A 17,093-nucleotide genomic window follows, 5' to 3' on the forward strand; every position below is an offset into this window, starting at 1 on the left:
TCCTTTGTTATAAACAATGCCACCCAGTGGCATGCTTCCTTATACCCCGAGCAGAGAATTCAGCACGGGCATCTTGTTATTCAGTTCGGATGAAGCAAACGTCTCGACGATTTGGCCATGTTCCATCACATAGAACCGATCGGCCAGCGGCGCGGCAAAACGGAAGTTCTGCTCGACCATCACGATGGTGTAACCCTTCGCCTTGAGCATGGTGATCATGCGCGCCAGGGCTTGCACGATGACCGGCGCCAGACCTTCCGAAATCTCATCGAGCAACAACAGTTTCGCGCCGGTGCGCAGAATGCGCGCGACCGCCAGCATCTGCTGTTCACCGCCGGACAGGCGGGTGCCCTGGCTGTTACGCCGCTCCTTCAGGTTCGGAAACATGTCGTAGATTTCTTCTATCGACATGCCCTTGTCGGTCTTCGAGACCAAGGGCGGCAGCAACAGGTTTTCCTCGGCCGACAGCGATGAAAAAATGCCGCGCTCTTCGGGGCAGTAACCAACGCCGAGATGGGCTACCTTATGAGTCGGGAAGCCGATCGCTTCGGTACCGTTGATCTTGATCGATCCCTTGCGCGCCCCGGTGAGTCCCATGATTGCACGCATGGTGGTGGTGCGACCGGCGCCGTTACGGCCGAGCAGCGTGACCACTTCGCCCTGGCTCACTGATAGATTAACGTCATGCAGAATATGCGACTCGCCATACCAGGCGTGCAGATTGGTGATTTGCAATGCGGGTGTCGCCATTCAATGCGCTCCTTCCAGCGCACCGGATGTCGTGCCCATATACGCTTCCATGACCTGAGGATTGTTCGATACTTCCTGATAGTTGCCTTCGGCCAGTACCGCGCCGCGCTGCAAGACCGAGATGCGATCGCTGATGCCGGAAATCACGCTCATGTTGTGTTCAACCATGAGAATGGTACGGCCCGCCGATACCTTCTTGATCAGTGCGGTGACGCGATGCACGTCTTCGTGTCCCATGCCCTGCGTCGGTTCGTCGAGCAGCATCAGCTCCGGTTCCATCGCCAGCGTAGTAGCGATTTCAAGCGCGCGCTTGCGGCCGTATGGAAGATCGACCGTCATCGTGTCGGCAAAATTTTCCAGATCCACTTCGTGGAGCAAGGCCATCGCCTTGTCGTTAAGCGCATTCAGCCTTTTCTCGCTTTGCCAGAAGGCGAAGGAATTGCCGAGCGGACGCTGCAGACCGATACGCACGTTTTCCAGCACCGTCAGGTGCGGAAAAACAGCAGAAATCTGGAATGACCGAATAATGCCCTGGCGCGCGATCTGCGCCGGTTTGGCCATCGTAATGTCGCGACCGTTGAAAAGAATCTGTCCCGAAGTCGGGACCAGAAATTTGGTAAGCAGGTTGAAGCAGGTTGTCTTGCCGGCACCGTTCGGGCCGATCAATGCATGAATATGTCCGCGCTGCACCTGCAGGCTGACATTGTTGACCGCGGTGAAGCCTTTGAACTCCTTGGTCAACTGCTTCGTCTCCAAAACCACATCCGCCATGGGTTCTCCCTGTTGACTGTTATGAGCAGAAAGTTGTGCATAACGTTGATGCACAGTACACAGTACGACTGGGGGGGTGGCAATACAGTAGATAAATCTTCTACCGATTGTTTGGCCTGTATCAATGTTATTCAGCACTTGACTTCAGGCAACTCCGGCGAATGTTAGCATGAAGAAAATGGAGATGCCAGTAAGCTAAGGTTATTGATGCCTTTCGCAGTGCAATCTCGCGTAAAGCTCTCCTAATTCTCTCTTTTTCTACGTATTTTTACGGTATTGCGGCCACCGCGGTGGCCGCAATCTCATGCGATTACGATATCGGCCGCTGCCTGAACAGCTGGCGCTTCCGCATTGCGACGGGCTGCCTTGATCCATTCAGCAGCCTTTTCCGCGATCATGATCGTCGGCGAGTTGGTATTGCCCGATGTGATCGTCGGCATCACGGAAGCATCGACAACACGCAAACCTTGGACGCCGCGCACGCGCATATGGCTGTCGACAACGGCAAGCGGATCATCAATGCGCCCCATCTTGCAAGTGCCTACCGGATGGAAAATGGTTGTGCCAATCTCGCCGGCCGCCTTGGCAAGTTCTTCCTCGGTACGGTAATGCACACCCGGTTTGAATTCTTCCGGTGTGTATTTCCGTAGGGCCGGGGCAGCAACGATGGTACGCGTCAAGGCCAATGCTTTCGCGGCGACACTGCGGTCTTCCGGTGTGCTCAGGTAATTCGGCGTAATCTTCGGCGCGGCAAATGCGTCGCCGGAAGCGATCCGGATATGGCCGCGTGCGGTCGGGCGCAAGTTGCATACGCTGGCGGTAAATGCCGGGAAAGGATGCAAAGGCTCACCAAAGCGTTCCAGCGACAGAGGCTGAACGTGATACTGGAGATTCGGGGTCGGTTGAGATGCGTCGGAGCGCGTAAAGGCGCCAAGCTGGGAAGGTGCCATCGACATCGGTCCACTACGCGACACCGCGTATTCCATGCCGATGCGCATCTTGCCGAACCAGTTGTTGGCAATGGTATTAAGGGTTTTTGCACCTTTGATGCGGAATGCCATGCGCAGCTGCAGATGATCCTGCAGGTTTTCGCCGACACCCGGCAGGTCAACCACGACCGGGACACCATGTCGCTGCAACAACGCGCCCGGACCAATGCCAGACAACTGCAGGATTTGCGGTGAACCGACGGCGCCGGCGGTCGAAATCGTTTCCCTGGCCGCTTCGGCAAACCACTCGGTGCCGCCGCCGGTAAATTCAACACCGCTGCAGGTTTTGCCTTGCGGACCATCCTGAATGCGCAGACGCCTCACATGGCATCCCGTCATGATGTCGAGCTGGCCCTTGCGGCCATTAGGCGCTTTCAGGAAAGCACGCGCGGTGCTCCAGCGCAGGCCTTTTTTCTGATTCACTTCAAAGTAACCGCAACCTTCATTGTTGCCGCGGTTGAAATCATCCACCTTGGGAATGCCGACCTGCTCCGCCGCATCGCGGAAGGCATCCAGGATTTCCCATGACAGGCGTTGGCGCTCGACCCGCCATTCGCCACCGGATCCATGGAATTCATTGGCGCCCAGGTGGTAATCCTCGGTTTTCTTGAACACGGGCAGCACCTTGTCCCAGCGCCAGTTGTCATCGCCGGTCAGGTCGGCCCACAGGTCGTAATCGCGACCCTGTCCGCGCATATAAATCATGCCGTTGATCGACGACGAGCCACCCATCACCTTGCCCCGCGGATAGATCAAGGCTCGTCCGTTCAATCCGGCATCGGCTTCCGTGCGGAATAGCCAATCGGTGCGCGGATTGTCAATGCAATACAGGTAACCGACAGGGATATGAATCCACATATAGTCATCCTTGCGCCCTGCTTCCAGCAGCAGCACCGAGACGCCTTCGTCTTGCGCCAGCCGGTTGGCGAGCACGCAGCCGGCAGTACCTGCGCCGATGATGATGTAGTCGTATTTTCCAGCCGATTCCATGGTGAGGCTCCTGTACCGCGTTGTGATCCTGATGTTACCCCGAAGGGGTCTTGAACATTGGACTTTTGCTTCTAGGGGGTTACCGCATTTGCCAAGGCCGATGAAGCTTTGCGGTTTTTAATCTAGTAGTTGATATATACGAATAGTAGTAATGGTTAACGCCCGCCATAGTCTGTGGATAAGTCTGGTTAACCCTGCACAATCAATCGCTTGGCGAATGCATAGCTAGTTGGACAAACGGTGTATTGGCGAAGGATGGATTCGGGATAAAAAAATGGCTTTGTCTTTTTTCGCAGTTGTCCCGTTTACATCCAGCGGCTGTCCATAGACTTATCCACAGAACCAAAAACCACAGGAAGACCGTTCCGCACGGCAGGCACAGAGGGAATGGTCGGTGTGCCCTTCCCCCACACCTGCATCATTAACTTATTTCGCCACTGGCATCGTGAACTCCGCGCCCTTGCCGATCGAATCGGGCCAGCGCTGCATCACCGATTTGTAACGGGTATAGAAACGAATGCCTTCTTCGCCATATGCGTGGGTATCGCCGAACAGCGAGCGCTTCCAGCCGCCAAAGGAATGCCATGCCATCGGCACCGGAATCGGGACGTTGATGCCGACCATGCCGACTTCGATGCGGCGCGAGAATTCGCGCGCGGTATTGCCGTCCGATGTGAAGAGCGCAACACCATTGCCGAATTCATGGGCGTTGATCAACTGCACGGCCGATGCAAAATCAGGCACGCGCACCACACACAGCACCGGACCAAAGATTTCTTCCTTGTAAATCGTCATGTCGGGGGTGACATGGTCGAACAGCGAACCGCCGAGGAAAAAGCCGTTTTCATGTCCTGCCACTTTCAAGCCACGGCCATCGACCAGCAGCTTGGCGCCAGCCTGCACGCCATCGGCGATGTAGCCTTCGATCTTTGCCTTATGCTGGGCGGTGACCACCGGTCCCATTTCGGCTGCGGCTTCCATGCCGTTCATGACCTTCAGCGCCTTGACGCGGGGGATCAGTGCTTCGATCAGCTTGTCGGCGACACTGCCGACCGCCACTGCCACCGAGATCGCCATGCAGCGCTCGCCAGCCGAGCCGTAAGCTGCACCCATCAGCGCATCGACTGCCTGATCCAGATTGGCGTCCGGCATCACGACCAGATGATTTTTCGCACCACCCAGCGCTTGCACACGCAACGGGTACGGACCTTTGCGCTTCGCGCCCTCGGTATAGATGTATTCGGCAATCGGTGTCGAACCGACGAAGGACACCGCATTCACCGAAGGATGATGCAGCAGCGCATCGACCGCCACCTTGTCGCCCTGGACCACATTGAATACGCCATCCGGCAAGCCGGCACGCTTCAACAAGTCAGCCACCATCAAGGATGGCGACGGATCGCGCTCGGAAGGCTTGAGGATGAAGGTGTTACCGGTAGCAATCGCCATCGGCGCCATCCACATCGGCACCATGAAAGGAAAATTGAATGGCGTGATGCCGGCAGTCACACCAAGCGGCTGGCGCAATTGCCAGTTGTCGATGCCACCGCCGATGTTGTCGGTGAACTGGGTCTTCAGCAGTTGCGGGATGCCGCAGGCAAACTCGACCACTTCCAGCCCGCGCGTGACTTCGCCCTTTGCATCCGAAAACACCTTGCCATGCTCGCGCGTAATCGCAGCGGCGAGATCGTCATGATGCTCTTCGATCAACTCCTTGAACTTGGACAGGATGCGGGCACGCTTGAGCGGCGCGGTGTCGGCCCAAGCCGGCGCTGCCGCCTGGGCGGCCGAGACGGCGGCATGGACTTCTTCCTGGCTGGCCAGCACGACCTGTGCGCTGACCTCGCCGGTGGCCGGATTGAAGACATCTTGTTTCCGGCCGCTGGTCGATTCAACGGTGCGACCACCGATATAGTGCTGGATAAGCTGCGTCATAAGAATTCCTTTGGCAAGTTGACGATTTTCGACAGAATACCCCGCAACAACAACGAAGGCCAATCAGTTATTATCAACTTGATATAAGAACTATTTATGATGTTGCTATGGACCTCACCCAGCTACGTGCCTTTGTCACCGTCGCCCGCGAAGGCAACCTGACACGCGCGGCCGAGCGCCTGCACCTGACCCAGCCGGCAGTCAGCCTGCAAATCAAATCCTTGCAGGCCAGCCTCAATCTCCAGCTGTTTCATCGTACGCCGAGTGGCATGTCGCTGACCGATGACGGCGCCAAACTGCTGCCCTTCGCCGAAAGGGTGATGGAAAGCGTCGCCGAATTTCGTCAGGGCGCTGCGGCACTGCATTCGACACTGTCAGGCACGCTGGCAATCGGCACTATCCTCGACCCGGAATTCATCCGGCTCGGCGCTTTCCTGAAACGCCTGGTGGAAACCTACCCGCAACTATCGACCCAGTTGCAGCAAGGCATGTCCGGCTGGGTGCTGCAGCAAGTCCGTTCCGGCGCGCTCGATGTTGGTTATTACCTCGGCACGCCCGGCAAGGAATTCCATTCGCAAACCCTGACCACCTTCACCTACAACGTCGTCGCGCCCAAGGGTTGGAAAAACCGCGTCGCCGGAAAAGGCTGGGAAGCACTGGCGCAACTTCCCTGGATCTGGACGCCGCCGGAATCCGCCCATTTCCGCCTCCTGACCAAGACTTTCGCCGAGTACAAGGTGGTGCCTAACAAGGTGGCACTGGTCGATCAGGAAATGTCCATGCTCGACCTGGTGAAGTCCGGTGTCGGCCTCTCACTGATCCGGGAATCAATCGCACTGCGTGAAGCGCATGCGCATGGCCTGGTGATCGCCGACCGCGTCAGCCTGTCGACGGAACTGTCCTTCATTGCCTTGGCAAAACGAAAACAGGAACCCACGATTGCAGCCACCTTCGCTTTATTGCAGGCGCTTTGGCCGCATTGAGGTGTGGGCGTCTTTCGCCTGTGGATAAGTCTATGGACAGCCGCTGGACGTAAACGGGACAACCGGCAAAAAGAACACAGCCGATTTTTTTATCCCCGATCTGTTCGTCACAGATACAAGCTTTATTCGCGTCCTTATCCGTATCCCAAACACTTGATCCGTAAACGGTTTACCCGGTTATCCACAGAAACGTGTCAGTGTTAACAACTACTACTATTTATATATATCAACTACAAGGTAAACCAAACCTTCCTTTTTTATCGGCTGCGACCGGCATACTGCCGCCTGAAATCCAAACCCCGGCACAATGCTGGTTTTGAATCATTTAAAAGGAAACATTGATGACGGTTGGATTTCCGCGACTCGGAATCATCAGCGCGCTGCATCAGGAACAGACCGGACTGATCGATCTCATGCAGAACAAGTCAATCCTGACACGCGGCATGCGGGATTACACCAGCGGGCGCCTGGGAAATACCGACACGGTCTGCGTACTGTCACGCATTGGCAAGGTCGCGGCTGCGGCAACTGCCGCCACGCTGATCGAACACTTCGGTGTTACCCATATCGTCTTTACCGGCGTGGCAGGCGCGATGGATGAATCGGTACAGGTTGGCGATATCGTGGTAGCTGACGCTCTGGTACAGCACGACATGAATGCCTCACCGCTCTTTCCGCGTTTTGAAATCCCCTTATTGGGCCAGTCTCACTTCGCCAGCGATTTGCCGTTGACTGAACAATTGCTTAGCGCGGCACAAAGCTTTGTCGAGCAAGACCTTGCCAAGGTACTCAGTGAGCAGGACCGTATGCAATTTCGCCTGGAGCGGCCGCGCGTGCATCGTGGGTTGATCGGCAGCGGCGACGAATTTATCCACAACGGGGACAGGCGTGAGGTATTGCGTAGGCAGTTTCCGGATTTGCTGGCTGTGGAAATGGAAGGCGGCGCGGTTGCACAAGTCTGCTTCGAGTTCGGCGTGCCGTTTGCGGTCATACGTACTATTTCCGATGGCGCCAATGAAGGTGCGCCGTACGACTTCATGCAATTCATCGAACGCGTCGCCTCGCGATATGCATTCGCCATCGTGCGCCGCATATGTGACTAGAGCAGAAAGTGCGGAAAGTGTGAAATAGACATCTCCGGCTGATTCATCTGCCGCTGGTTTCCGGTATTCGCCGCTTTGCGGTCTTCGTGGTCTTCGTCTTGGTAGCTTTTGCATCAGGCTGTTCCGAGGCTTTTGCCATCAGCGCACTGCAACCGCTGTTTTCTCCCGGACCGACATGAATCAGAGGAATCAGCGCGGCGGCGAACGGTGCGAGTACGCCGAGTGCCAGTGCGCTTCCCGCGCGTAGCGCCAGCACGCCTTTGTCAGCCTCGACCTTGGGTTTGATCAGCGGTCCGGTTACATAGAGAGGTGCACCGAGAGAGATCAGTCGCAGTCCCTTGCTTTCCGGCTGCAGCGTCAGCGCCAACTGTTCCTTTGCAAGATCAATACTGCCGCTCACGTAAATATTCGCCGTTTCCGTATCGACAACGAAGGCTTTCGGCCGCATCACGCCTTTTTCAATGCTCAGGTCAGCCACTGCGCAGTGCAATTTGACCTGCTCATCACCGAACAGCCGGCTGATCACGATGTCGCCGACATTCAGACCGATCCGGTCCAGGACCAGTTTGCTGACGGTTCCTTCGCTCGCGACCAGCCTTACCTCGCCGCCGGACGATGCAAACAAGCCCGCGATCGAATTTCCGCTTCCATGCAGGACCACGTCACCGTTGATTTCACCGGTGCTTGCCTGCGTGTCAGGAACCTGAAACAAGTCCTGTAATTTCAGGTGCCGGGCCGTCATCTTTAATTCCCCTTTCACCGGCTTTTGCCGGGCATCGAGGCGCAGATTGGCCACCATGGTGCCACCTGCGATGCCAAACCTGACCGGGGCCAGGGACAACACGCCACCGCCCAGCCGTATCCTGGTGACAATATTGTCGATTGGGAGTTCATTTTTGCGCACCATCTTGCCAACGGTGAACTGGACATCGGTATCGATGCTGTTCCAGCGTTCGGTCTTGAATGGTTCGACCGGAAGGATCCTGTTTTCCGGCTGGACCACACGGATACCGCGTGCTCTTTTGCTTGCCATGGAGTCGGCGCCGATCAGTGGCGACAGATCACTGACATTGAGCACTTCGGAAGTGAGCGTACCTTCCAGCCGTGGACGCGGATCGCCCGGCGTGAAGCGCAGGTTGCCTGCCATGTCAGAAATGCCGACCTTGCCCTTGAAGTCTTCATATGACCAGCCGCCACCCGGGATACCCGGCGAGCCGCGTAGCCGGCCTTGCGTCGAGAATGGCCGGGTCTCCGGCAGCACCATGTCGAACAACGGGTACAGATGCGCCATGCTGATACCCGAAATCTTCAGCAGCAAGTCGACTTCGCGCGTCTCCATCGGCCCGGTCAGCGTACCCTTCGCATCGATGCGTGTCTGACCGAGACGCAGGCTGAGCTCCAGCGGATACTGCAGATCTTGCGACTTGAACGACAACACACTGCCCGAGCGGCCGTCGCCACTGGCTTCTTCGCCACGGAAGCTGCCAGCCATGCGCCAGCCCAGCAAATAACCTTCTTTGCTACGGCTGCCCAAAGTGTCGATCTCGGCTTTCATGTCGGTATGGCGCAGGGCATCGACGAAACGGACCGAGCCTTTCGCGAAGCTGACGCGCTCCAGATTGAATTTCCAGCCGGAGCGTTTGCGCGGCGTGAAGGTCCAGTTGTTTTGCTCCGGCTCGTGGCCGCGTTCGAGCAGCACGTCGACGTTATGCAGTGCCAGTACGGGAACGATGACATGCTGGCGCAGCAGTCCCAGCGGACTGATGGACAGGGTGATCTTGTCGGCATGCGCCATCCAGGGTTCTTTTGCCCATGCCGCATTGCCGAGTGTTACGTCGTCGGCGGTCAAGCGTGGCCAGGGTACCCATGCGCGCCAGCCGCTATCGCCCTGTGTTGCTTGCCAGGTCAGCGACAAGTCGCCATTGACGGCAAACGTGCGTCCGGTGACATCGCTGACCTGCGTTGTGATCCAGGGCTTGGCGCGATTCCAGTCGTACGACAATAGCAATGCAACGGCAATCGCCAGTACGGCAAGCACGCCGATGAAGCAGCCGATCGCGATATGTGTCGCCCTTGACATACCCTGTAGGACTTACCAGAAAGGCAAGAGTTCATGTATGTAACAATGCTCGGGCAAATTGGATGCCGCGTTACTGATGCATATCAGTGCACATCGTACAGCGTCGCGACTGAAAACCAGCCGGAAAGCAAAATGGCGTCATCCTTGTGAGGATGACGCCATTTCAGTCGCGCGTTGGCGAGATCTAAGGCTCTCTAACGCAGGGCGCTTATGTCGCTTATGCCGCCAAAGTCATCAGGCTGGCGTTGCCGCCTGCGGCCGTCGTATTGACGCAGAGAGCACGCTCAGCGACAAGACGCCACAAGGGCACTGGCTCGCTTTCGCTGCTGTCGACCACTGGGACCAGTGCACCGTCGCGTGCGGCCAGCACTGGCAGCAATGCAGGCAATGCTGGCCTATCGACGACAGCTACCTGCAACGAAGCTTGTGTAAGTTCTTTCTGATCCAGCACCCTGATCGTATTGCGTACCTGCGCCGGCAATCCGGGAGGCAACAAGCGCGCAGTGTCGCTCAGCACCAACGCTGAATTACCTGTCGAAAATACTGCAGCCAGCTGATTAAGCAAGCTGTCGACGCTGCTCGCGCAACACAAGACGGCACCACGCGGCGCAAAGCTGAGCGTATTGCGTTCGCCAGTCGGACCAGGCAGCACCACTTCGGTATCCAGCAGGGTTTCATGCGCATAAGCATCTGCCAGCGCCGCGATGCGTTCATGCCCGTGCGTACCGGCCCACGTCATCAGGCTGTTGAATGCCGGACGATTTGCCGCGACATCCTTCTGGTGAATCGTGTGTGGCGTGCGCTTGAATGTTGCATTGCGCTGCAGGCGTTTCAGGTAAAGTGGGCCGCCCGCCTTGGGACCGGTTCCGGATTTGCCTTCACCGCCGAAGGGTTGCACCCCGACCACCGCGCCGACGATGTTGCGGTTCACATAGATATTGCCGACATGCGCGCGCGCGGTGATGAAATCGATCGTTTCATCGATGCGCGAATGTACGCCAAGCGTCAGGCCATATCCGGTTGCATTGATCGAGTCCAGCAACTTCGGCAGTTCATCGCGACGATAGCGCAGCACATGCAGCACCGGACCGAAGACCTCACGCTGCAGTTCGGCCAGTGATGCAATCTCGATCACTGTCGGCGGCACGAAGGTACCTGTTTCGCAGGCAACTGGCAGACGCAACTGATGCACCTTGTTGCCCTGCGCGCGCATGCGTTCGATATGACGCAACAGGTTTTGCTGCGCTTCTTCATCAATCACCGGACCGATATCGGTGGCAAGGCGGTCCGGATTGCCGATACGTAGTTCCTGCATCGCTCCTTTCAGCATGGTGATGGTCTTGTCGGCAATATCGTTTTGCAGGCACAGCACGCGCAACGCGGAGCAACGCTGTCCGGCACTGTCGAACGCCGAACTGATCACATCGGTGACTACCTGTTCCGGCAAGGCGCTCGAGTCGACGATCATCGCATTCTGTCCACCGGTTTCAGCGATCAGTGGAATATCGCATCCTTCCTGCGCGGCACGTTTGGCGAGCACACGATTGATCAACTGGGCCACTTCAGTCGACCCGGTAAAGATCACGCCGCGTACACGTTCATCAGCAGTCAATTTCGCACCGACGATGTCACCACGCCCTGGCAGGAATTGCAGTGCGCCGCGCGGCACGCCGGCTTCATGCATCAGTTGCACGGCACGGCAGGCGATCAGAGGGGTCTGTTCGGCGGGTTTGGCGAGGACCACATTACCAGCGGCCAGTGCGGCACTGACTTCCCCAATGAAGATCGCCAGCGGGAAATTCCAGGGGCTGATGCAAACCACCGGACCAAGCGCTGCGGTGTTGGGCGATTGCGCAATCTCGGCTGCGTAATAGCGCAGGAAGTCAACTGCTTCGCGGACTTCGGCAATCGCATTCGGCAGCGACTTGCCGGCTTCACGAATCGCGAGCGCCATCAACTCAAGCTTGTGTTGTTCAAGCAAATCGGCAGCCTTGAACAGGGCTTGCGCACGCGCCGTCGGCGGCAATGTCTGCCAGTCGGTCGCATAGGCAGCGGCTGCCACAAGCGCCTGCTCGACTTCCTCGGCGGTCGCTTCGTTCACCTGCCCGACCACATCACGATGGTTGGCCGGATTGCGGATGTCTTGCGGTGCACCCGTTGCCTGGCAGTTATCTGCCAGCAAAGGTGCCGCTGTCCACTGGCGCTTGGCAAAGCCTGCAAAGGCTGTGTCGATTTCACGCAGGACAATTTCATTACTGAGGTCGAGGCCGGCCGAGTTCTTGCGCTCTGCACCAAACATGTTCAGCGGGAGGGCAATATTCGGATGCATTTCGCCCTTCAGACTCGTAGCTACCTCGAAGGGATCGGCGATCAGCGAATCGATCTCGACGTTTTCATCGACGATTTGATTGACGAAGGAAGAGTTTGCGCCGTTTTCCAGCAAGCGGCGCACCAGATAGGCCAGCAGCGTTTCATGCGAACCGACCGGGGCGTAAATGCGGCATGGCTTGCCGAGCTTGTCGGTACCCACCACCTGGTCGTACAGGGTTTCACCCATCCCATGCAGGCACTGGAACTCGTAATCGATCACACCGCGTTCCTGCGCCCAGGTATAGATTGACGACAGCGTGTGCGCATTGTGTGTGGCGAACTGCGGATAGATCACATCGGTCGCCGCCAGCAGCTTTTGCGCGCAGATCAGATAAGACACATCGGTATAGACCTTACGGGTATAAACCGGATAACCAGGCATGCCGTCGACCTGCGCCCGCTTGATTTCCGCATCCCAGTAGGCGCCTTTGACAAGGCGTACCATGAACTTGCGGCCGCTGCGACGCGCCAGATCGGCAAGGTAATCGATCACATACGGACAGCGCTTCTGGTAAGCCTGCACCACGAAGCCGATGCCGTCGAAGCCGGCAAGGTCGGCGTCATGCGCGAGCGCTTCCATCAGGTCCAGCGACAGTTCCAGTCGGTCCGCTTCTTCCGCGTCGATGTTGAGACCGATGTTGTATTGCTTGGCCAGCAAGATCAGTTGCTTCAGGCGCGGCAGCAGCTCATTCATGGTGCGCACGCGCTGTGCGCGTGAATAGCGCGGATGCAATGCCGACAGCTTGACCGAAATGCCAGGGCCATCCTTGATGCCGCGCCCATTCGACGCACGGCCGATTGCATGGATTGCCTGTTCGTAGGCAGCATAGTATTTCGCCGCATCCTCTTCGGTCAGCGCTGCTTCGCCCAGCATGTCATATGAGTAGCGATACCCGCGCTTTTCGTTGTCGCGGCTGTTGTCCAAGGCTTCATCAATCGTCTGGCCAGTCACAAACTGATTGCCCAGCATGCGCATCGCCAAGTCCACGCCTTTGCGGATCAGCGGTTCGCCGCCCTTGGCGATCAGCTTGGTCAGCGCCGAGCCGAGGCCCTGCTCGCTGCTGGTGCCGACCAGCTTGCCGGTAATCAGCAATCCCCAGGTCGCGGCGTTGACGAACAGCGACGGCGATTCACCCAGATGGCGGCGCCAGTCACCCTTGCTGATCTTGTCCGCAATCAGGCGGTCCGCGGTCTGGTGATCAGGGATGCGCAACAGCGCTTCGGCCAAGCACATCAGCGCCACGCCCTCTTCGGACGACAGCGAAAACTCATGCATCAATGCATCGACTCCCGACGCCCGGGTCCGCTTTTCGCGGACCGCTTCAACCAGCCCGCGCGCCAGCTTTTGCGTTTGCGCTTTGGTGGCTGTGCCGGCCTTGGTCTGGCCCAGCAGCCATTGCACCGCTTCAGCCTCATCGCGTCGGTAGGCGGCGGTGATGGCTGCCCGCAATGGTGCCGGTGCGTGGTTGATATCCGCATGGAAGGCCGAAAACGGCTGGACGGCGGTGTTCACTACAGGGTCGATGGCTGTCAGCATGGTTTGGAATCGAATTAAAATATGAGAGAAAACAATGATTCGATTGTAGGGAGGTTCATTAAGGATTAATTCTGGAAATCTGATTGACTATCGAAATTTTGTATTTTGTGGGACAATCCTGCCGAACAAAATTTATTCAGTACAACCTGCCATGCTTGATAAGATCAGCAAAAAAATCCTCTCCGAACTGCAGAACGACGGACGCATCAGCAACGTGGAACTGGCTTCCCGTGTCAACCTGTCTCCCGCTGCCTGCCTCGAACGGGTGCGCAAGCTGCAGGAAGCCGGCTACATCGTCAACTACACTGCCCAGCTCAATCCCCAATTGCTAGATGTGTCGCTGCTGGTGTTCATTGAAGTGGTGCTGGACCGCACCACGCCGGAAGTGTTTGAAGCTTTCAAGCGTAGCGTGCAGGTAATCCCGGAAGTGCAGGAATGTCATATGGTGGCCGGGGGTTTTGATTACCTGGTCAAGGCGCGGGTCAAAGACATGAACGCTTACCGGGAATTCCTCGGCAAATCGCTGCTGCAGCTGAAAGGTGTGCGTGAGACCCACACCTACGCGGTGATGGAAGAAGTAAAAAACACCACCAAACTGCCGATTCGTTAATCGGTCAACGACCCGGACGGCGCCGAAGCCGCCACGCGCTGCATTCGCTGTGTCTCGCGAAACAACTGCGGTGTAACGCCAAAACGCCGCTCGAAGGCTTTCGACAGGCGCGCCGCACTGCCGAATCCCACTTGCCCCGCCACTTCCTTCAGGCTTGCCTTTGACATCAGCAGATCGCGTGCGCGATCCAGCCTGAGCGTCTCGGCAAAACGGGCTGGCGTCTCCCCGATACTTTCCGTAAAGCGCCGATAGAAACTGCGTTCCGACATCGCCATGCGCGATGCCAGTTGCGGCACGTTCAGCGGTTCGCCGAGATGCGCGGCCATCCAGTCGATGAGTGCTGAAAACGGGGCATCCGCCCGCTGCTGGGCATGCAGCAGCGGACTGAACTGCGATTGATAACCCGGCCGGCGCGCATACAGCACCAGTCGCTCCGCAATCCGGTTGGCCGCGGCCGTTCCCAGGTCTCTTTCGACGATTGCCAGACACATGTCGATACCCGTGGTCACACCGGCCGATGTCCATACCTTGCCATCTTCGACGTACAAGGCCGCACCGTCGACTTCCACCTCCGGGAAGCTGTCAGCCAGAAATCGGCATGCGGACCAGTGTGTGGTTACCCGCTTTCCTTTCACCAGGCCGAGCGCAGCCAGCAGCAATGCGCCTGTGCAGATCGAACCGAAGCGTGCCGCACTCGCGCAGGCCTGCGCCAGCCAGCGGCTCACATCAGAGTCATGTGCAAGCTTCAGCAAGGCGGCTTCATCGCCGCCCGCAATCAATAGCAGATCGACCGTCGCAGGCGGCACCTGCGTCATCGCTTCGCTGAGAATATCCATGGCGCTACTGCTCCGCACGGCGCCGCCGGTAGCGGAAAGGATATGGACTTGATACACAGGCTGGGGGCAAGCGTCGTTCGCCGCGGCGAACACTGCTGCGGGACCACTGACGTCGAGAATCTGCACACCGTCGTAGACAAGGATGGCAATCGTGATGGGAGCGGTCATGGATATAAGCCTGAATATTGGCAGAATTTAACCTGCTTCTGTCATTTCTGCCAAACCTGTACGGCATTAGAATTTGCTGATTGTTTTAATTTCTCCGTAAAAGGACACGCTCCCATGCTAGAACTCAGGCCCACCTGCGAACACTGTAATACGGCCCTGCCGCCAGAATCGACACAGGCCATGATCTGCAGCTTTGAATGCACCTTCTGCACTCATTGCGCGACCACGGTATTGCAGAATATTTGCCCTAATTGTGGCGGCGGGTTTACCGTTCGCCCCGTGCGTCCCCTGCAGAACTGGAAGAACGACAACTTTCTCGGAAAGTACCCGGCATCCACCATGGTGAAATACCGGCCTGTCGACTTGGCGGCCCATCGCCTGTTACTGGAAAGACTGAGCGCTATTGCGCCGGAGAAGCGTTAAAACGGCGTCTGGGTGCTTGCCCGCCTTGCAAGCATGACAAGCTTTGAGTTCAGTCAACAGCATGAGCGTCGCAATTCTGTAAAACAGAAACAAAGCCCGACACAAGAGGCGTTATACGGAAGGGAGTCGAAGGGCATCACGATGCGGGAGCTGATGCGATGATGTGGATTCATGAATTACCCTGGCACTGGCTGGAATCGTTCGCCATGGTGCTGTTCTGGGTGCTGGTCATTGTGCTTGCTCTGGTACCCATCAATTACCTGCGTGACCAGCTTAACTCACCCGAAATGTCGGCGTCTTCCGGACCCGAGCAGATGCCGGCACCCAAGCAGGGACCACCAGGTCACGGCAAAACCTGAGATCCGTGTATCTGTCGCCACCGATGATGGCTTGGGGCGGGGTGTCGCCCAGCTATTCTGCCCGACATAACGTCAAGGATGAAATTGCAAAGCCGACAACGCACTGCATGCGGAGGACGACTGTTGTACCCATGTTCCAGCAGATTCGGCTTTTCAAGATCAATCCCTGTTTTTGCAGGCTTACAGCGTTTGACAAAGGTCAACGCCGCCTCAGATTGCGGATATTCCGGATTGTCATTGGCCACTGATTTGCGAAAATACACGACTTGGTTCTGCAGCAATTTCTGCATACCAATTCAAGAATCCCATTCAGCAAAACAGGCGGTTACCAGATGCAGTTTTTCGAACTTCGCACTCCTTCCAGAATGTCACATTCCGTTATCGGTGCCTCCCGCAAACAGGGCCGGCGCGCGATTCCGGAAAGTGCATGATGACGGCTGCGCTGTTGCGGATCCTGGTAGTCGAGGATGACAAGGCCCTGTTAAGCATCCTGTGCGATATGCTTGCCGGCCTGGGATATCATGCCGTCGGTGTGGCTAGCGCGGAAGAAGCACTGGTCCAACTCGAAACTGGCAGCTTCAACGTCCTCCTTTCCGACATCAATCTTCCCGGCATCTCCGGTATCGACCTCGCCTCCAGGGCAGTGGCCATGGTTCATGGCATTCGGATCATCTTTTCCTCGGGCTTTGGTTACCTGGTGACCGACAGACTGGAATTCAGCTTCCAGCTGCTCAACAAACCCTACCATCTTCAGGAACTCGCGCGCGCGATCCGGCACTCCGCCCATCAGCTTTCCGGCGCAGAACAATAAGCGGCATGCATGGCCGCCTCGTTGCGGCCATGTACACAGCGCATCACCAAATCGTCACGCAATCTTCATCTGGTCGTCATAAATCATCCGTAGCATCACGGTGCGTGAAGTAATCAGCGTATCGCTGCTCTTTCTGGATCTGGAGGTAATCATGAGTCACGATATCGTCATTGTCAGGGAAGGCGACGGTTATCGTCTTTTGCACGGACATCTGCGTCTGGCAAATGAACTCGGACAGCATGGCAAAATCGATATCGATGTTCCGGGCGAAGGAAAAATCAGCATTGTCAGGATGCGCAATGACTACACAGTGCATCGCGATGGCAAGCGTTTGCCGCTCTACAGGCAATAGAAACAGGAAAGAGAAAACAGAAAAGC

Annotated in this window: 14 protein-coding genes; 7 read left to right on the forward strand and 7 right to left on the reverse strand. The window is 57.0% G+C overall.

What is annotated here, in order from left to right; translation table 11 throughout:
- Nucleotides 1–39 precede the first annotated feature (39 nt).
- From ACFQUU_RS09185 to ACFQUU_RS09200, 4 genes are all read right to left on the reverse strand, one after another.
- Nucleotides 40–750: an ABC transporter ATP-binding protein gene (locus tag ACFQUU_RS09185; RefSeq protein WP_382245885.1), complete on the reverse strand. Its 711-nt coding sequence runs from the start codon at nt 748–750 to the stop codon at nt 40–42.
- Nucleotides 751–1,521, reverse strand: a complete 771-nt coding sequence (locus ACFQUU_RS09190; protein WP_382245888.1) for an ABC transporter ATP-binding protein — start codon at nt 1,519–1,521, stop codon at nt 751–753.
- 302 nt (nt 1,522–1,823) lie between these two features.
- On the reverse strand, nt 1,824–3,500 hold the full coding sequence (locus ACFQUU_RS09195) for a GMC family oxidoreductase (RefSeq protein WP_382245891.1): 1,677 nt from the start codon (nt 3,498–3,500) through the stop codon (nt 1,824–1,826).
- A 426-nt stretch (nt 3,501–3,926) separates the two neighbouring features.
- Nucleotides 3,927–5,435 (reverse strand): CoA-acylating methylmalonate-semialdehyde dehydrogenase, encoded by a 1,509-nt coding sequence (locus ACFQUU_RS09200; RefSeq protein WP_382245893.1) that lies wholly within the window; start codon nt 5,433–5,435, stop codon nt 3,927–3,929.
- Nucleotides 5,436–5,542: 107 nt separating this feature from the next.
- On the opposite strand from ACFQUU_RS09200, the gene ACFQUU_RS09205 reads away from it, so the two are divergent.
- Nucleotides 5,543–6,418, forward strand: coding sequence for a LysR family transcriptional regulator (locus tag ACFQUU_RS09205; protein WP_382245896.1), 876 nt, complete (start codon nt 5,543–5,545; stop codon nt 6,416–6,418).
- Between the two features lie 341 nt (nt 6,419–6,759).
- On the forward strand, nt 6,760–7,521 hold the full coding sequence (locus tag ACFQUU_RS09210; RefSeq protein ID WP_382245899.1) for a 5'-methylthioadenosine/adenosylhomocysteine nucleosidase: 762 nt from the start codon (nt 6,760–6,762) through the stop codon (nt 7,519–7,521).
- Nucleotides 7,522–7,564: 43 nt separating this feature from the next.
- Here the strand turns inward: ACFQUU_RS09210 and ACFQUU_RS09215 are convergent, their stop codons facing one another.
- Together ACFQUU_RS09215 and putA are read right to left on the reverse strand one after the other, a co-directional pair.
- Nucleotides 7,565–9,601, reverse strand: a complete 2,037-nt coding sequence (locus tag ACFQUU_RS09215; protein ID WP_382245902.1) for an AsmA family protein — start codon at nt 9,599–9,601, stop codon at nt 7,565–7,567.
- A gap of 217 nt (nt 9,602–9,818) precedes the next feature.
- On the reverse strand, nt 9,819–13,508 hold the full coding sequence (gene putA, locus ACFQUU_RS09220; protein ID WP_382245905.1) for a trifunctional transcriptional regulator/proline dehydrogenase/L-glutamate gamma-semialdehyde dehydrogenase: 3,690 nt from the start codon (nt 13,506–13,508) through the stop codon (nt 9,819–9,821).
- 151 nt (nt 13,509–13,659) lie between these two features.
- On the opposite strand from putA, the gene ACFQUU_RS09225 reads away from it, so the two are divergent.
- Nucleotides 13,660–14,118, forward strand: coding sequence for an Lrp/AsnC ligand binding domain-containing protein (locus ACFQUU_RS09225; protein ID WP_057288946.1), 459 nt, complete (start codon nt 13,660–13,662; stop codon nt 14,116–14,118).
- Here ACFQUU_RS09225 and ACFQUU_RS09230 read toward each other — a convergent pair.
- The gene (locus ACFQUU_RS09230) at nt 14,115–15,122 is read right to left on the reverse strand and encodes a GlxA family transcriptional regulator (RefSeq protein ID WP_382245909.1); all 1,008 of its coding nucleotides are present in this window, start codon (nt 15,120–15,122) and stop codon (nt 14,115–14,117) included. The genes ACFQUU_RS09225 and ACFQUU_RS09230 overlap by 4 nt on opposite strands.
- A 114-nt stretch (nt 15,123–15,236) precedes the next feature.
- Here ACFQUU_RS09230 and ACFQUU_RS09235 point away from each other — a divergent pair, with 114 nt between their 5' ends.
- The 4 genes from ACFQUU_RS09235 (at nt 15,237) to ACFQUU_RS09250 (ending at nt 17,067) form a co-directional block, all read left to right on the forward strand.
- On the forward strand, nt 15,237–15,545 hold the full coding sequence (locus ACFQUU_RS09235; RefSeq protein ID WP_382245912.1) for a DUF1272 domain-containing protein: 309 nt from the start codon (nt 15,237–15,239) through the stop codon (nt 15,543–15,545).
- A 158-nt stretch (nt 15,546–15,703) separates the two neighbouring features.
- Nucleotides 15,704–15,904, forward strand: a complete 201-nt coding sequence (locus tag ACFQUU_RS09240) for a hypothetical protein (protein ID WP_382245915.1) — start codon at nt 15,704–15,706, stop codon at nt 15,902–15,904.
- A gap of 427 nt (nt 15,905–16,331) precedes the next feature.
- Nucleotides 16,332–16,715: a response regulator gene (locus tag ACFQUU_RS09245; RefSeq protein WP_382245918.1), complete on the forward strand. Its 384-nt coding sequence runs from the start codon at nt 16,332–16,334 to the stop codon at nt 16,713–16,715.
- A gap of 151 nt (nt 16,716–16,866) precedes the next feature.
- Nucleotides 16,867–17,067, forward strand: a complete 201-nt coding sequence (locus ACFQUU_RS09250) for a hypothetical protein (protein WP_156396315.1) — start codon at nt 16,867–16,869, stop codon at nt 17,065–17,067.
- Nucleotides 17,068–17,093 lie beyond the last annotated feature (26 nt).

It is taken from the genome of Herbaspirillum sp. GCM10030257, from assembly GCF_042666555.1.
Lineage (GTDB): Bacteria > Pseudomonadota > Gammaproteobacteria > Burkholderiales > Burkholderiaceae_D > Noviherbaspirillum.

Coding starts and splice junctions, on each gene's coding strand:
- ACFQUU_RS09185 (WP_382245885.1), bottom strand. CDS start 750: ATGGCGACACCCGCATTGCAAATCACCAATCTGCACGCCTGGTATGGC.
- ACFQUU_RS09190 (WP_382245888.1), bottom strand. CDS start 1,521: ATGGCGGATGTGGTTTTGGAGACGAAGCAGTTGACCAAGGAGTTCAAA.
- ACFQUU_RS09195 (WP_382245891.1), bottom strand. CDS start 3,500: ATGGAATCGGCTGGAAAATACGACTACATCATCATCGGCGCAGGTACT.
- ACFQUU_RS09200 (WP_382245893.1), bottom strand. CDS start 5,435: ATGACGCAGCTTATCCAGCACTATATCGGTGGTCGCACCGTTGAATCG.
- ACFQUU_RS09205 (WP_382245896.1), top strand. CDS start 5,543: ATGGACCTCACCCAGCTACGTGCCTTTGTCACCGTCGCCCGCGAAGGC.
- ACFQUU_RS09210 (WP_382245899.1), top strand. CDS start 6,760: ATGACGGTTGGATTTCCGCGACTCGGAATCATCAGCGCGCTGCATCAG.
- ACFQUU_RS09215 (WP_382245902.1), bottom strand. CDS start 9,601: ATGTCAAGGGCGACACATATCGCGATCGGCTGCTTCATCGGCGTGCTT.
- putA (WP_382245905.1), bottom strand. CDS start 13,508: ATGCTGACAGCCATCGACCCTGTAGTGAACACCGCCGTCCAGCCGTTT.
- ACFQUU_RS09225 (WP_057288946.1), top strand. CDS start 13,660: ATGCTTGATAAGATCAGCAAAAAAATCCTCTCCGAACTGCAGAACGAC.
- ACFQUU_RS09230 (WP_382245909.1), bottom strand. CDS start 15,122: ATGACCGCTCCCATCACGATTGCCATCCTTGTCTACGACGGTGTGCAG.
- ACFQUU_RS09235 (WP_382245912.1), top strand. CDS start 15,237: ATGCTAGAACTCAGGCCCACCTGCGAACACTGTAATACGGCCCTGCCG.
- ACFQUU_RS09240 (WP_382245915.1), top strand. CDS start 15,704: ATGATGTGGATTCATGAATTACCCTGGCACTGGCTGGAATCGTTCGCC.
- ACFQUU_RS09245 (WP_382245918.1), top strand. CDS start 16,332: ATGATGACGGCTGCGCTGTTGCGGATCCTGGTAGTCGAGGATGACAAG.
- ACFQUU_RS09250 (WP_156396315.1), top strand. CDS start 16,867: ATGAGTCACGATATCGTCATTGTCAGGGAAGGCGACGGTTATCGTCTT.